This window comes from Brevibacillus nitrificans (assembly GCF_003710965.1).
Classification (GTDB): domain Bacteria; phylum Bacillota; class Bacilli; order Brevibacillales; family Brevibacillaceae; genus Brevibacillus; species Brevibacillus centrosporus.
The window spans coordinates 228,339-242,401 of record NZ_RHHU01000010.1 but is presented as its reverse complement, the minus strand read 5'-3'; the positions used below and the strand labels follow the sequence as shown (position 1 = coordinate 242,401).

At 50.5% G+C, this 14,063-nt stretch carries 15 protein-coding genes; 3 read left to right on the top strand and 12 right to left on the bottom strand.

Annotation, left to right across the window (positions count from 1 at the left end):
* Window positions 1-5 precede the first annotated feature (5 nt).
* From EDM59_RS14785 to EDM59_RS14760, 5 genes are all read right to left on the bottom strand, one after another.
* Window positions 6-737, bottom strand: coding sequence for an IclR family transcriptional regulator (locus EDM59_RS14785; RefSeq protein ID WP_183192923.1), 732 nt, complete (start codon window positions 735-737; stop codon window positions 6-8).
* A gap of 217 nt (window positions 738-954) precedes the next feature.
* On the bottom strand, window positions 955-2,151 hold the full coding sequence (locus EDM59_RS14780) for an MFS transporter (protein ID WP_122924299.1): 1,197 nt from the start codon (window positions 2,149-2,151) through the stop codon (window positions 955-957).
* A gap of 254 nt (window positions 2,152-2,405) precedes the next feature.
* The gene (locus tag EDM59_RS14775; protein ID WP_122924298.1) at window positions 2,406-3,086 is read right to left on the bottom strand and encodes a queuosine precursor transporter; all 681 of its coding nucleotides are present in this window, start codon (window positions 3,084-3,086) and stop codon (window positions 2,406-2,408) included.
* Window positions 3,087-3,260: 174 nt separating this feature from the next.
* Window positions 3,261-3,752, bottom strand: a complete 492-nt coding sequence (locus EDM59_RS14770) for a ferritin-like domain-containing protein (RefSeq protein ID WP_092266170.1) — start codon at window positions 3,750-3,752, stop codon at window positions 3,261-3,263.
* A gap of 336 nt (window positions 3,753-4,088) precedes the next feature.
* The gene (locus EDM59_RS14760; RefSeq protein WP_122924296.1) at window positions 4,089-4,835 is read right to left on the bottom strand and encodes a helix-turn-helix transcriptional regulator; all 747 of its coding nucleotides are present in this window, start codon (window positions 4,833-4,835) and stop codon (window positions 4,089-4,091) included.
* Between the two features lie 145 nt (window positions 4,836-4,980).
* On the opposite strand from EDM59_RS14760, the gene EDM59_RS14755 reads away from it, so the two are divergent.
* On the top strand, window positions 4,981-5,943 hold the full coding sequence (locus EDM59_RS14755; RefSeq protein WP_170184375.1) for a carbon-nitrogen hydrolase family protein: 963 nt from the start codon (window positions 4,981-4,983) through the stop codon (window positions 5,941-5,943).
* Window positions 5,944-5,989: 46 nt separating this feature from the next.
* On the opposite strand, the gene EDM59_RS14750 is transcribed toward EDM59_RS14755, so the two are convergent.
* Window positions 5,990-7,270 (bottom strand): NCS2 family permease, encoded by a 1,281-nt coding sequence (locus EDM59_RS14750; RefSeq protein ID WP_183192944.1) that lies wholly within the window; start codon window positions 7,268-7,270, stop codon window positions 5,990-5,992.
* A gap of 245 nt (window positions 7,271-7,515) precedes the next feature.
* Here EDM59_RS14750 and EDM59_RS14745 point away from each other — a divergent pair, with 245 nt between their 5' ends.
* Window positions 7,516-8,385, top strand: a complete 870-nt coding sequence (locus tag EDM59_RS14745; protein ID WP_122924294.1) for a LysR family transcriptional regulator — start codon at window positions 7,516-7,518, stop codon at window positions 8,383-8,385.
* Here EDM59_RS14745 and EDM59_RS14740 read toward each other — a convergent pair.
* Window positions 8,366-9,022, bottom strand: coding sequence for an FMN-binding negative transcriptional regulator (locus tag EDM59_RS14740; RefSeq protein WP_183192922.1), 657 nt, complete (start codon window positions 9,020-9,022; stop codon window positions 8,366-8,368). The two genes, EDM59_RS14745 and EDM59_RS14740, sit on opposite strands and share 20 nt — an antisense overlap.
* Before the next feature lie 114 nt (window positions 9,023-9,136).
* Between EDM59_RS14740 and EDM59_RS14735 the strand changes: the two genes are divergently transcribed.
* Window positions 9,137-9,607 carry an NUDIX hydrolase gene (locus tag EDM59_RS14735; RefSeq protein WP_122924849.1) on the top strand — a complete coding sequence of 157 codons (471 nt, stop codon included), beginning with the start codon at window positions 9,137-9,139 and terminating at the stop codon, window positions 9,605-9,607.
* A gap of 118 nt (window positions 9,608-9,725) precedes the next feature.
* Here the strand turns inward: EDM59_RS14735 and EDM59_RS14730 are convergent, their stop codons facing one another.
* The 5 genes from EDM59_RS14730 to EDM59_RS14710 all read right to left on the bottom strand — a co-directional run bounded on the left by EDM59_RS14730 (window position 9,726) and on the right by EDM59_RS14710 (window position 13,844).
* Window positions 9,726-10,481: an amino acid ABC transporter ATP-binding protein gene (locus EDM59_RS14730; RefSeq protein WP_122924292.1), complete on the bottom strand. Its 756-nt coding sequence runs from the start codon at window positions 10,479-10,481 to the stop codon at window positions 9,726-9,728.
* Complete coding sequence (locus tag EDM59_RS14725) at window positions 10,459-11,115, bottom strand: amino acid ABC transporter permease (protein WP_122924291.1); 657 nt, start codon at window positions 11,113-11,115, stop codon at window positions 10,459-10,461. The genes EDM59_RS14730 and EDM59_RS14725 overlap by 23 nt, the downstream gene beginning before the upstream one ends.
* A gap of 20 nt (window positions 11,116-11,135) precedes the next feature.
* Window positions 11,136-11,942: a substrate-binding periplasmic protein gene (locus tag EDM59_RS14720; protein WP_122924290.1), complete on the bottom strand. Its 807-nt coding sequence runs from the start codon at window positions 11,940-11,942 to the stop codon at window positions 11,136-11,138.
* Between the two features lie 325 nt (window positions 11,943-12,267).
* Entirely contained in the window at window positions 12,268-13,608 is a 1,341-nt protein-coding gene (locus EDM59_RS14715; RefSeq protein ID WP_122924289.1) for an MATE family efflux transporter, read from the bottom strand.
* Window positions 13,605-13,844 carry a biotin/lipoyl-containing protein gene (locus tag EDM59_RS14710; protein ID WP_122924288.1) on the bottom strand — a complete coding sequence of 80 codons (240 nt, stop codon included), beginning with the start codon at window positions 13,842-13,844 and terminating at the stop codon, window positions 13,605-13,607. Before EDM59_RS14710 ends, EDM59_RS14715 begins: the two co-directional genes overlap by 4 nt.
* Between the last annotated feature and the right edge of the window lie 219 nt (window positions 13,845-14,063).

The window sequence follows — 14,063 nt, the reverse complement described above, 5'->3', positions numbered from 1 at the left end:
TATCTTTACAGATAGCGCTGGATCGACTCCACAGCTGCTTTCAGCATGGCAACCAGTTCTTTTCCGTCCTTCTCGAGCATTCGGTCACGCGGTCCCGCGATGCTCAGCGATGCGGCTACTTGCTGATTGGAATCTAGGATGGGTACACCGTAGGACACGACTCCTTCATCGATCTCGCCGTCCGAGAAGGCATAGCCCTTGGCTCGTATATCAACGAGATCTGCTCGCAAGGCAGCCAGATCCGTAATCGTCTGATCGGTGTGCTTACGGACATGTCCCGCTGCGAACAAGCCTTCGAGGACTTCGTCTCCCAAATAAGCCAGCAGCGCTTTGGAGGAGGCGCCGCCGTACAGTGGAACGATTTGTCCTTGCTCCGAGGAAACCTTGATCGGCTGATGCGAAGGGACGGCCTCGAGACAAACTGCCTGCAGATTGGAGTGGACCAAAAGAATCGACGTCTCTCCTGTATCTTTCGTCAGCGATCTCATGACGGGCTGGGCAATTGCGGATATATTCATGTCCAAACGAACGATTTTTGCCAGTTTCAAAAAGCGGTAACCCAAGCTGTAGTGGCCATTGGCCGATTCCATGACGTAGCCTTTTTCTTTCAGCAGCCGCAAATGACGGTAAACAGAGCTCTGGGGTTGTCCCAATTTGTCAGCGATCTGCGGAACGCTCAACGCTCTTGTATCAAAATCGAATAAATCCAAAATGTCTAATGTCTTTTCAGCGCTCATCGGTATGTGGTTCCTTCTTTCTTCTAGTGATCTCCCTCCTAACAGATTAGCACATGAGCGGATCATGTACCATTATCAATATTTGATAATTGATTATCAGTTATTAAATTTTATGTATTTACTATAGCGTACAGGGAATCTAAAACACAACTCATTTTTTCATTTGCCAGACAATAAAGAGCAAAAAAAAAAGCCGCCATCCTTGTCGGATGGGGCTTTACGCTGCTTTTTTGTTTTCCCCTCGGAGCGGGATTCTCCATTTTACGATGGCCGCCCCCAGCATGAGGACTAGACCTGAAAAGACAAACACATAGGACACGGAGAAATGACCAGCGATAAAACCGCCGATCAAAGGCCCTGTCAAGTTCCCGAGGAATTGAAAGCTTGAATTCAAACCATAGGACCTTCCCGAAATGAAGTCAGGCGAACGCTTTTTGATCAGTGTCTGAATCGAGGGAAGCATCCCCCCGAGCAGCAGCCCTTGGCAGAATCTCCAGGCATACAGCGGATAAATGGAATGCGTCCAGACCTGTTGAAAAATGACTAACCCTGTACAAAACATGATAATGGGGAGAATCTTGCTCTGCCCAAACCTGTCCCCCAGCCTCCCCAGTATAGGGGAACCGATGATGTTGGCGATGCCTGTAACAGAGGTGACCAAGCCTGCGAGAAACGCCAGATTGTTCACATCCCCTACAATCGATCGCACAAAGATGGACATCATGGAGCTGGTGCTCATTGTCGCTGTCTGGATGGCAAAGGTCGCGAAAAACAGGATCGTCAGATTGGGATTGGCCAATACTTCGCGAAACGTGCCTGTTTTTCGTACTTCCCCTGCTGCGACCTCTACCCGATCAGGAGGGAGCAGCCACTGCACCAGAAGCACAGTTATGATCATCAAGCCCCCCGTGACAGCAAAGACGGTATGATAGCCGAACCAGTCGGACAGAGCCCCCCCAAACAGCGGTCCGATGATCCCGCCGCTCATTCCGCCCGTATAAAGAAAACCGATTGCCTTTCCGAGCTCCTCCCTCGGTGTCGTCTTGGATAAGTAAGAGTAAGATACCGTGATAAAGCCGGAGAAAAATCCGAATACAAAGCGCAAAACCAGCAAATACAGCGGAGTCGTGGTGAAAAACATCAGGATGTTGACGATCCCCATCCCAATCCCTGCTCTTACCAGATTTGTCTTTTGACCGTATTTGTCCGCTACAGCCCCCCATACCGGTGCCATAATCGCCGCAGACAAAAAAGTGGCCGAGAAAATCATCCCGGTCCACATACTGACTTCCTTCCCATGAGGGACTCCCATATCCATCAGGAACAGCGGGAGAAAGGGCATAATCATACTCATCGAGCCTGAAATGATAAAGTTGCAGATCCAGAGGATTCTCGCATTTCTTCTCCAACTCATGGCGCATCCTCCCTTTATTGTTAGAATATACCGAAAATTACATCGTTCTTGTTCTGCTCATCCATTCCCGATGCTTGCTCATAGGGACCCGTAGCGGAGGCAGCTCCACGTGCAGCATTATATACCTAAGTAATTAAACTGTCCAGTTAGGTCCACCATAGATCGATCCGGTATATGAATATCATTTGTTAAAAAAGCACGCTTGCCTGCGAGGAGGAGACCAGCGTGCCTTTTTCTCCCAAACGGAGCTGCTCTTACTCCTCGGGTACTTTCATATTGCGCGCGATATACAGGATTGGCGTCGATGCCGCAGATACGAGGAATTTGATCAAATACGTAGTCAACAGGATCTCCCACCATACATCCATCGGGTACACGCCCCAAAAAGCGATGGTGCAAAAAATGATGGAGTCAAGCAGCTGACTGACCAGCGTGCTGCCGTTATTCCGAATCCAAAGCTGATTGCGTCCGGGACACTTTCGTTTCAGCCAGGAGTAAATTTTCACATCCACGAACTGACTGATAAAATACGCGCACAGACTTCCCAAAGCTACTTGCGGCATGAGCCCGAATATCGTTTTCAAGGCTGGCTGGGAAATATCCGATGCTTGCGGCTCGAACAGCAGAACAAGCTGCATGATGATCGTCGTCGCAATCAAGGTAAAAAATCCAAACCAGACGACTTTCTTGGCGGCCTTCTCGCCGTATTTTTCATTCAAAAGATCGCTTGTCAAATAGATCGACGCATAAATCGTGTTTCCCAGCGTCATCACCAGTCCGAACATCTCGATCGTTTTGACAACTTGAATATTGGCTAGCACAGTAGCCATTCCAAGCCACGCATACAACCCCATTCTCCCGAACAGGCGGTAGCAGAGCAGAAAGAGCCCGTAGTTTACCAGGGCAAATCCCACTCCCAACAGCACATTAAACATAGATAATGCCTCCTAGTTTTGATAACGCGGGAGTTTACGAACCGCGGCCCTTTTTGGGCATTTCATCATTGTACTTTTTTTCATATGCCTTGGCAATCCTGATCCTTCATCGATCCAGAAAACAAAAAAACAAAAAAAGCCCGTAACAGCTATTTGCCGTTACGGACGACTCCATCATTTATTTTTCGCGTACAGCCAGTTGTAATAACTGGCATGCTTCATCTCATCGGTCATGATTTCGAAAATGGTATCACGATATTGAACGGGAATGTATTTGTAAATCACTCGATATTTCTCAAACGCCTTCAACTCACCCATCAGTGCTTGCTCAATCCCATCCAGATAGCTTGCTGGCTTCTGAAAGGTTTCACCCTCTTCACTCACCCGCGGACGCTGGCCCGTCAGTTGCGTGTAAATTTGCCGGAAGTAACTATTGTGCTTTCGCTCGTCATTTCGGATCCCTGTAATGACCTGCTTTTCTTGTTCGGTAGGAGCAACGCTGAGCAAATAGTCGTAAAAAAGCTCGTCATGTCGTTCACCAGCAATCGCTTCTTGGATAAGTCGAAGAACGGTTTGCATCCGTTCCTGTTCTTGGCCGTGGTCATCGTGCTGCATGAACGGTTGGTAGGAAGCGTAGGCATAAGGGCCGTACCAATAGCCATTCATCGGAGAACACCCTTTCTTTTTTAACAAGTTATTCGCCTATGATTGAATGGGAGCCTGACCCGTTCCTGTCCCTTTTTACCAGATGCTTCATCTTGATGCAAACTTAGCCAATCTTTCCACTTTTTCAAAGTCTTCGTGGTACTCAAAAAAGCCGATGCGATTCCCCCAGGGATCGGCGAAGGTGGCCCCCTCTCCATATCGGCGACACGGAGCTGTATGGTCATCTCGTAGATCCTCAAGTGAACGCCTCCTCTCTTTCTTAACCAATTCGTTACAAATGAGCCGATTCCTTGAATAATAGAAAAACCTCGCCGGTGCATAACCGTGGCGAGGGCTTCAACTGTTTTCCGCATGTATTTTATAGCACAAGCTCGTACGATTCGTGACGTTAAACTTGCGGTAAATGCTTTGCAGATGCTTTTTCACTGTATTGATACTGACAAACAGCCGCGCAGCGATCGCTTCGTTTCCATAGCCTTTCTGCACGAGCGCAAGCACTTCCTGCTCCTTGGCGGTCAACTCCCTCTCCTGTCCGGATTTGGCGGAAGCCCCCGGTTTGGAAAGCATGAGGGGAGCCATGCTTCGGCTCAGGAAACGGGCGATAAGCTCGAGGCACATCCGCTCTCGTTCTTGAAACGGGCTTTCTTTTTGCGAACGGACAAACGCGATACTGCCGAGCATCTGCCCATCGTTTATCAGGTAGGCCACCATCTGATGATAATAGTTGTGGCGAGACATAAACTCATGATAGTATTCGCTTTCCTTGTACTCATTTTCAGACAGCACGTCATGAATGCGCAGAACATGGTGATCACCTAAGCGTTGAACAACCTTGTGCGGCATCAGTATATCGTGCTGGTAGCAGGAGGAAAGGTAGCTGTCCATGGCGTTGTCATCGATATTGTGCATGACGGGCCGGATGAGCTCGTCATGCTCATTGACCATCCAAAAGTTTGCCCTGTACAAGCCAAAGCGTCTTTCAAAGGACTGCAGAGCTCGATGGCGGAAATCTTCGACAGAGCCAGCCATATCGTCCATGAAAGCAAGCACATTTTGGTAATCCCTGTTTGAGAACGCTTCCATAAAGAATCACTCCCAGCCACAAATCTTCCCTGTCCCTGTATTATAGCAAATTTTCTTCGAACAAAAGATTACCCGATCGGGTAATTGTTCGAAGCAAACCCGTTTTTCCATAATGGAGGTAAGCCTATCGACGAGGAGTGACACTATGAGCTATTTAAATCTGGCACTGGTTCAAATCGCTTCCCCTAGCACAAACCCTGATCTGGAGGCACGAAAACGAGAAAATTACGAGAAGCTTGCCTATTATGTCGATACGATTGCCGGGATGAATCCGGCGGTTGATCTGATCGCTTTTCCCGAATTGTACCTAAACGGTCTAGACCCGGTGAACTGGCTGCAGATGGCAGAGACCATCCCCGGACCACTGACAGATTTGCTTTGTGAAAAAGCCAAGCAGCATAAAAAATGGCTCGCCCCCGGCTCTTTGCAGGAACGCGCTGAGAATAGTGATGAAGCCTACAATACCGCCATTTTGATTTCTCCCGAGGGAGAGATCGTCATGAAGTACAGAAAAGTGTTTATTCCTTATCCGCTCGAGCAATCAAAGCCCGGGAGCGATTTTCCTGTCTACGAGATTCCCAATATCGGCAAGGTCGGCTTCATGATCTGTGCAGATGGTCACTATCCCGAGGCTGCGCGCAATCTCGCGCTGAAGGGCGCGGAGGTAATTATCAAGCCAACCCTGCAAGGGGATTGGATCGGGGGAACGAGAAACAACCTTCCGATCGCTATCACCCGTGCCATCGAAAATCAGTGCTTTGTCGTCAGCATCAATCATCCGAACCCAATCGGAATGGGCCACTCGGTAGCCGTAGACCCTGAGGGCAGAATTATCGAGGAGCTCGGCGACTCCGAGTCCTTCACGATCGTTTATCTGAATCTGGATGAAGTGCGCCGTGTCCGGGAAAACGGATCGCTCGGCATGTTCGGCTTCCTGAAAATGCTCAAGGGCTTTAAGGAATCCGGCATTGAGGTGGATGAATGCTATGCCGCCGACCTTACAAAGGCAGCTGTCTATCAGACTTTGCAAAAGCCATACCCGAAAACACCTGCTGACATCGAGAAGTATCGAGGCAGCGAAGAAAAAGTGCAGCCTGTACGCAGCTAGTTCTCCCAAAAGAAACCACTGGTGAAAGAAATCACCAGTGGTTTTTCTACGTCAGGACGGGCAATACCAGATTGAGCAGGAACAGCCCGGAAATGACGTACATGAGAGCAGGTACCTCTCTTCTTTTGCCCAAAGCCAGCTTCAAGAGCGGGTACGCGACAAACCCAAAGGCGATACCGTCCACAATGCTGTAAGACAACGGGATGATCGCAATGATCAAAAAGGCGGGGAAGCCCTCTGAGAAGTCCTTCAGATTGATGTTTTGCACGTTTTGCAGCATCAATGCACCGATGATGATCAGGACCGGAGCGATGGCGCCATCCGGGATCATTTTCACCAACGGAATGAGTCCCAGTGAGCCCAGCAGAAGCGTGCCTGTCACGAGCGAGGTGAGCCCTGTCCGTCCGCCTGCAGCGATCCCGGCAGCACTCTCGACTGTCGCTACGGTTGGGCTGCTTCCCAGCATTCCCGACAACGCCGCAGATACAGCATTTGCCTGAAGCGCCCTGCGAAACTTCTGTGGCTGTCCCGCCATCGCCGTATGTCCATGGATCAACCCGATATTTTCAAAGACGATGACCATCGCCAGCGAAAACGTCGCGATCCAAAATGGCAGCGTCCAAATTCCGCCAAAAGAGAAGCCGGAAAAGACATTTGCGTATTCGGCAAAGGAAAACGAGCTGCCACCGCCTGGCGTAACGATCCCAAACAAAAAGCCAAGCCCGGTACCTGCCGCAATTCCGATCAGGAAGTTACCTGGCACGTTGCGTACAAACAAAATCAAGGTAATGACCAGAGTCGCCAGTGTTACAATCACATGCGGACTGGACAACTCCCCCAATGCCACAAAGGTGGACGGGTTCGTCACAATCAAGCCACCCTTTTGCAGACCGATAAAGGTGAGAAACAGGCCAATCCCGACTGTAATGGCCTCTTTGAGGGAAGCTGGAATGGCGCGGGAGAGTACAGTCGCAGCCCGGGTGAATGCAATCACGGCAAACAAAATTCCCGAAACAAAAACCGCAGCCAAAGCTTCCTGCCAGGAGAGCCCCATCGTATGGCACAGCGTATATGTGAACAACGCATTGATCCCCATCCCAGGAACCAGTATAATCGGCGCATTCGCCCAAAAGGCCATCAGCAGCGCCCCGGCAAAGGCAGTGAAAACGGTAGCGAGTATGCCTGCCTCCATAGGAATCCCCGCATCCTGCAAGATCGAAGCGTTTACGGCAACAATGTAGACAATAGTGACAAAGCTGATAAAGCCAGCCATTAATTCTCGTCTGATCGTCGTGTCGCAAGCGCGCAGGTGAAAAATATTCTCCATCCACGTACGCACAAATCGTCCCTTCTTTCCGTTGTATCTTTTCTTAGAAAACTTGGCTACGCCAAGTCTATTGGCGTAGCCTTAGTTGCGCTTATACTGGATAAGAATCTTATAAATTCTTACTGTACAAGTCATGTGATGCAGATTATGCTATCATAGCGAGATCAATATGAAAAATATCCAGTAACTCTGTTTTCCATATCAAAATCATATAGTAATGTACTTGGTTGAAAGAAGGGACACCTATGGATATACGTCAGCTGCGCTACTTTATTGCCATCGCGGAGGAAGGACAGATTACGGGTGCTGCCAAGCGCCTCAAAATGGCTCAACCGCCTTTAAGCCAGCAGCTCAAGCAAATGGAGGAGGAACTGGGTGTCATACTGGTGGAACGCTCCGGAAAGCGCATGGAGCTCACGGAAGCTGGCCATATTCTTTACCGGCAAGCGCTCAGCATCGTTCATCAGATGGAAGAAGCGCTCTTTGAAGTAAAAGAAACAGGCGAAGGAATTCGAGGGAGCCTGTCCATTGGTGTCAGCGCTTTATCCGCCTACTTCCTCCCCGAGCAAATCCGCCTGTTTCAACAACGATATCCACGCATTACCTACAAAGTCTGGAAGGGCGACACCCAGCTGCTCAATCAATGGCTGGAGCGTCGGACGATCGAAGTCGCCATCGTGCGCTTGCCTCATTCCCTGACGAACTGCACCACGATTCCGTTGGAAGAGGAATCGTTCGTGCTGATTGTGCCAGCGGATACCCCGCACGCCTCCCTCCAGCAGATCCACATGCGGGATCTCGCCGAGGTCCCGCTCATCATGCCGAGCATCCCTGGTCTCGGGATTTACGATCTGATTGTGAAGGAATTTTCCCGGCTTGGCGTCGAGCCGCATGTCATCTGCGAGTGCCCTGACATTTCTCTCATCGTCAGCATGGTCGCGGCCAAGGTCGGTGCCTCTATCGTCCCTCGTTCGGCATGGGAGACGCACCGCAGCGAGCAAATCCACGCCATCGAGATCGTCGGAACCTCCATCACATCGTCTGCCGCTGTGGTCTGGCAAACCGGACGACATCTGTCCAAGGCGGCCAAGCGCTTTATTGAGATGTTTTCGTAACAAATACGCGATTTGCCTGTGCCTGCTCGATCATGCGCATCGCTTCTGCGACTTCTCGATCCCCTTCACTGCCTGTTTCCAAGCGGGAGATGATGGCCAATCGATCCTGCTGGCTGCGGTTCTGGCTCAGCTTGTATTTCGCCTCCATGCGCTCGACCTTGATTTCAAAACAAGTGATCCCCTTGAGCAAACCATCCATGAGCTTTTCCGGCACGGCATCCCATTTAACCGGTGCTGCTTGCCCTTGCTCATACTTGATCAGCAGCGCTTGCATCATCTCGGTGATCTTCGCCTGTTCGCGAACGATCCGTGCATGTCCGTAGGCGTGTACCGCCATATAGTTCCAGGTCGGCACGTTTGGCTGGCTGTACCAAGAGGAAGATATGTACGCATGCGCTCCCTGAAAAACAGCCAGGACCGAAGCTTCCGCCTGCTCAAGCATGTCGCCAATGGAGTTGTTGCGCGCAATATGTCCTGTCAGGTACAGCTCCTCGCCCCGTTGCTCTACCTCCAGAGGAATATGGGTTGCTTCCGGCTCTCCGCCTCCTGCCGAAATCAGCAGGGAGAACGGATGCTGCTGCATGAAAGCAACCATCTCATCTCGCTGTGTTACTTCAAAATGTGCTGGTGTATACATCCTAGCGTTCACTCCCTTTTTCCCCATCGTAGCATGCAGACAGCTTTCTGCTAGGGGCAATTTCGTTGGAATGGGCAAGGTCAATTCATGATTTTCGAAGGAGGCATGTGCGTCATGGATCTTGTTTTTCGCACTCACGAAGGCGTTTTCAATTATCGGGTAGCTGCCGTATGGATCCGCAATGGACGAGTCCTGTTGCATCGTCTGCACGCGGAGCAAACCTGGTCTCTTCCCGGTGGCAGAGTCGCGATGGGCGAGGATTCTCGCCAAAGCCTTTCCCGGGAGCTGCTGGAAGAGCTGGGGATCAAGGTCAAGGTCGGCGATCTCCTGTGGTCGGTAGAAAACTTCTTTACCTACGCCGAACAACCGTACCATGAATTCGGTCTATACTACCTGATCGACTCGGAGGATACACCGATTCCCGATACGGACGCTGCCTTTTATGGAGCAGAAGGCCCGCGCCTGATTTTCCAGTGGACTCCACTATCCCAGCTTCCCCAGACAAGCCTGTACCCTGCGTTTCTACGGACAGCGCTCACAGACCTTCCCGCCCATCCACGGCATCTCGTTGTGCGAGAGCCTTAGCCGAGGACTAGAAAAGCTTGGGCAGCACTCCCTCTTTGACAGTGGGTATTTCCGAGCATACAAAAAGCCGGGTTCCCTTCCCTTGGGAATCACCGGCACTCTTGACTTGTCCCTCTCCCTACCCTACATGGGAGTAGCGGGAGAGAAACTGCTGCAAACGCTCTGATTTTGGCTGTTCAAACAGCTGTTTGGGCGGACCGGACTCCACGATATACCCGCCGTCCATAAAGATCACCGTGTCGCCGACTTCTTTGGCAAAGCCCATCTCATGCGTGACGATAATCATCGTCATGCCTTCCTCCGCGAGCTGCTTCATGACCGCCAGCACCTCACCGACGAGCTCGGGGTCCAGCGCGGAGGTAGGTTCATCGAACAGGATCACCTTTGGCTGCATCGCCAGAGCACGAGCGATGGCGACCCGCTGCTTCTGCCCGCCAGACAGCTCATGTGGATACTGGTTCTCTTTTCCTTCCAGCCCTACCTTTTTGAACAGCTCCATCGCGCGCTGCGTCGCCTGATCCTTTTTCATTTTCCGAACAATCGTGGGACCCTCGATGACGTTCCCGAGAGCGGTCTTGTGTTCGAACAGGTTGAAGTTTTGAAAGACCATGCTGGCATCCGCACGCAGCGAGCAAATATCCGCGTCGTTCTTGTGCTTCTTGCTTTTCCGGTCGAAGTGAATCTGCTTGTTGTCGATGATGACATCGCCTTCATCGGGCATCTCGAGAAAATTGATCATCCGCAGCAAGGTACTCTTTCCGCTGCCGCTCGGCCCGATGATGACCACAACCTCTCCTTTTTTGACGTCAAAGGAGATATTTTTCAAAACTTCCGTCTCGTGAAACGATTTCTTAATTCCTTTTACTTGAATCATTGCTCATCCTCTTTTCCAGGTAACTCACGAAACGCGCCAGTGGGTAGTGCAGGAGCCAGTAGATCACCGCGATTAGGGTGAATATTTCCACATTTCGGAACGTACTGACTGCAATGTTTTCACCCGTGTGCATCAGCTCATTGACGGTAATAACCCCTGCGAGGGAAGAGTTTTTCAGCAGCAGGATCGCCGTGTTTCCGATGGCAGGCAAGACATTTTTGATCGCCTGCGGGAGGATGATGCGCCGCATGGCAGTCGAGTAGTTCATCCCGATGGCGTACGCTGCTTCCAGTTGCCCCGCGCCAATCGACTTGATCCCTGCCCGATAGATTTCCGCCAGATACGCTCCTTCATACAAGGACAATCCGATGAGAGCTGCCCAAAACGGAGAAAGATCCAGCCCAAACTCCGGGAAAATAAAATAGATGTACATCAGCTGAACGAGCAGCGGTGTTCCTCGGATGATGCTGATATAGACACTAGCCAGCTTTTGAAGCATGGCATTGCGAGAGATACGGGCAAAAGCTGTGAACAACCCGATCATCAAGGATACGATCAGTGAGAAGAACGTTAATTCCAGTGTTACCAGCGTACCTTTTACAAATAATGGCCAATATTCCAGTATCGTCGTCATGATTTGCCTTCCCCGCTATTCTAGAGGTCCCATTTTCGAATAATGGAATCGATTTCCCCGTTTTCTTGGAGTTTTTTGATGACCTTGTTCACTTCTTGGGTAAGTGAATCTGCACCTTTTGGAAGTCCTAAACCAACTTCACCGATCCATTGCGATTGATAGCCTTCCACCAGCTTGATCTTCAGCTGCGGATTTTGCTTGATCAAATAGAGGATGATCGGCTTGTCCTGAAAGAAGGCGTCAATCCGTCCGTTTTCAAGCTCTGTCACCATGTCCTGTGTAGACTTGTACGTGACAACTTCGACTCCCTCCATCTTTTTCAGGTTATTGTAATAGAGGCCACCCGCAGATGCCGCTACTTTTTTGCCTTTTAAGTCTTCCAGCGTTTTGATCGTGGTGTTGTCAGACTTGACGACAAAGCCTTCGCTGATTTTGTAGACCACATCCGTGAAATTCATGACCTGCTTCTTTTCCTCGGTAATGACGCAGCCGCACGAGATCATATCGATCTTCCCGGCTTCAAGAGCGGGGATAATATTCGCGTAAAGCATGCCCTCTGTCTTGGTTTTCAGGCCCATTTCCTCTACGACTCTTTTAGCAATGTCATACATCAAGCCATCGTTTTCATTTTTGGAAGTGAGGAAAGAAAAAGGAGGTCCGGTCGTCGTGCCACCAATGACAACAGTTCCTTTATCTTTCCATTTTTGTAAGGAATCGTCCCCGGAAGTAGAAGAAGAGGCTGGTGTGCTGCTTCCGGATTGGGAGCAAGCACTCAGGAGGAGCATGACACTTACGACGAAAGCTAACGCGGTCATCCATTTTTTCATGAATCGGTACCCCTTTCTCTTTATAAACAGACTGGTATTGCCCCAAGATAAAATGAAAGTGAACTGGCCATTACTTTAGGGATAACAGATTCCCTTCTCATGATAGCACCTTAGCGTGCGGAAGTAATTCACCTCCCATAAAAATTGTCGCATTTTGAGTAAAATTTTGAATTATTGAATTACAACTTGTTGAATTGCAATTCATATGCCAAATCAGCATAACGGTATCAGCGCTGCAAGTCCCTCCGCTTTTTCACCTCTCCCCCCGCTCGTTACCCTATTAACCACCCGAAATTTAACCCAAAAACGGGTAATTTATCGAGTGCTATCCTGCTGCTCCTTTGGCTGCTCCCTCTTCCTGCATCCGTCGACTCAGGCTCGGAACGTACAGCCACAGAAAGAGGGAACGCGACAGATTAAACAACAGATACGCAGCCCATACCCCGTGATTGCCGAATAGAGGCGTCAGCACTCCCAGCATCCCCAAGTACAAGAGAAAAGAGGCTAGCATCGCATTGCGAATTTGACGGACTTCGGTCGAACCGATGAAAATGCCCTCAAGCTGCAGCCCCCAAAAGCTTGCGATCGGATAGAGGATCATCCACAGCAGAAAATGGGTGGCGTATTCCTGTACAGCCCTGATCGACGTAAAGACGGCAAGCAGTGAATTTCCTGCGAGCCCGATTCCCAGAGCCAAAGCGATCGCTGTCCCCATCCCCCACCATGCTGTCAGTGAATACGCCCGCCTATAGAGGGCTGGATCTTTTTTTCCTACCGCTCTCCCTACAAAAATGCTGGAGGCATCTGCAAAGCCGCTAAATAAATACGCCATGATGAAATGAAGCTGGAGCAGAATCGCATTGGCAGCCAGAGTCAGCTCGCCCAAAGCCGCCCCCTTTGCCGTCATGATCGTAAAGACAGACAGCAGGCAGATCGTACGAATGAACAAGTCCTGATTCACCTTGAGCATTTTCAGCAGCGGCTTCGTTTCCAAGATGGCCGCCATATTTTTCCTGCTCAGCACCAGCTGCCGCATACGAAAGACGATCACAGCTCCGATCGTGAACGTACACAGCTCCGAGAAAAGCGCTGCCGTCGCTGTACCTGCGACGTTCCAGCCCAAGCCGATCACGAAGAAAACGGATAGAGCGATATTGAGGCCGTTCATGAACATCAGCAGCAGAAAAGCATAACGAATTTTCCCCATGCCCATGAGCCAGCCGTTGATTACCGAAAGCATCAGGGCAAAGGGCGCCCCCCATATTCGGATCGAAAAATAGCTGGAAGCATACTTGCTGACCCCCTCCCCCGGACTGATGAGAAAAAGGGCGGATTGGAGAATGGGATGTTGGGCGATCACGAACAGCCCACCGAAAAACAGCGCGATCGCCAGCGGCCGAAGAAATGCCAGCGTCATTTCGTGCTGACTGTTTACCCCTTGTGCCTGCGCCGTAAAGCCAATCGTACCTACCCGCAGAAAACCGAGTGGCCAGTACAAATTGTTAAAAATGAGAGAGCCCACCGCCACTGCCCCGATGAAGGCCGGATCAGGCAGAGTACCGACGACAGCGGTATCGACGGCGCCAATGACCGGTGCCGATATCCCCGCCAAAAGGACGGGGACCGCGACCGCCAGAAATTGTCGCTGCGTAATCGGCGTGATCATACAGCCTCGATCAGAGCAATTACCGCATCCAAGGAAAAGATTTCTTCCTCGGAGACGTAGTGGATCATAATCATGCCTGTTGCAGGTGCCTCTACATCGAGGGTAATTTTCTCCGTTTCGATCTCGGCGATGGCCTCTCCTTCCGCTACGAAAGAGCCCACTTCCTTTAGCCATCTGACCAGAACCCCGCTCTTCACACTGGACCCGAGCTTGGGCACTTTCACTGCGATTGGCATGTTTCTGCACCGCCTTATCGTTATACTTTCAACCTTTTCCAAGCCAGCCAGCTCCAGTGACTCGATCGTATAAGAAAACCTCTATCGCGGCCTGTTCAAGGAGGAGCGACCGCGTTTTGGCGGAAAGTTTTACCGAAGGAATGCCAGAAGCGGACGCTGAGGCACTTCGTCATGCGCTCCAGAATTCATAAGCATTACGCTTATAAATTCTTATACGTT

What these genes read in the sequence shown, in the direction of transcription:
- EDM59_RS14785 (WP_183192923.1), bottom strand. Translation starts at nt 737, where the DNA reads ATGAGCGCTGAAAAGACATTAGACATTTTGGATTTATTCGATTTTGAT.
- EDM59_RS14780 (WP_122924299.1), bottom strand. Translation starts at nt 2,151, where the DNA reads ATGAGTTGGAGAAGAAATGCGAGAATCCTCTGGATCTGCAACTTTATC.
- EDM59_RS14775 (WP_122924298.1), bottom strand. Translation starts at nt 3,086, where the DNA reads ATGTTTAATGTGCTGTTGGGAGTGGGATTTGCCCTGGTAAACTACGGG.
- EDM59_RS14770 (WP_092266170.1), bottom strand. Translation starts at nt 3,752, where the DNA reads ATGAATGGCTATTGGTACGGCCCTTATGCCTACGCTTCCTACCAACCG.
- EDM59_RS14760 (WP_122924296.1), bottom strand. Translation starts at nt 4,835, where the DNA reads ATGGAAGCGTTCTCAAACAGGGATTACCAAAATGTGCTTGCTTTCATG.
- EDM59_RS14755 (WP_170184375.1), top strand. Translation starts at nt 4,981, where the DNA reads ATGAGCTATTTAAATCTGGCACTGGTTCAAATCGCTTCCCCTAGCACA.
- EDM59_RS14750 (WP_183192944.1), bottom strand. Translation starts at nt 7,270, where the DNA reads ATGGAGAATATTTTTCACCTGCGCGCTTGCGACACGACGATCAGACGA.
- EDM59_RS14745 (WP_122924294.1), top strand. Translation starts at nt 7,516, where the DNA reads ATGGATATACGTCAGCTGCGCTACTTTATTGCCATCGCGGAGGAAGGA.
- EDM59_RS14740 (WP_183192922.1), bottom strand. Translation starts at nt 9,022, where the DNA reads ATGTATACACCAGCACATTTTGAAGTAACACAGCGAGATGAGATGGTT.
- EDM59_RS14735 (WP_122924849.1), top strand. Translation starts at nt 9,137, where the DNA reads ATGGATCTTGTTTTTCGCACTCACGAAGGCGTTTTCAATTATCGGGTA.
- EDM59_RS14730 (WP_122924292.1), bottom strand. Translation starts at nt 10,481, where the DNA reads ATGATTCAAGTAAAAGGAATTAAGAAATCGTTTCACGAGACGGAAGTT.
- EDM59_RS14725 (WP_122924291.1), bottom strand. Translation starts at nt 11,115, where the DNA reads ATGACGACGATACTGGAATATTGGCCATTATTTGTAAAAGGTACGCTG.
- EDM59_RS14720 (WP_122924290.1), bottom strand. Translation starts at nt 11,942, where the DNA reads ATGAAAAAATGGATGACCGCGTTAGCTTTCGTCGTAAGTGTCATGCTC.
- EDM59_RS14715 (WP_122924289.1), bottom strand. Translation starts at nt 13,608, where the DNA reads ATGATCACGCCGATTACGCAGCGACAATTTCTGGCGGTCGCGGTCCCC.
- EDM59_RS14710 (WP_122924288.1), bottom strand. Translation starts at nt 13,844, where the DNA reads ATGCCAATCGCAGTGAAAGTGCCCAAGCTCGGGTCCAGTGTGAAGAGC.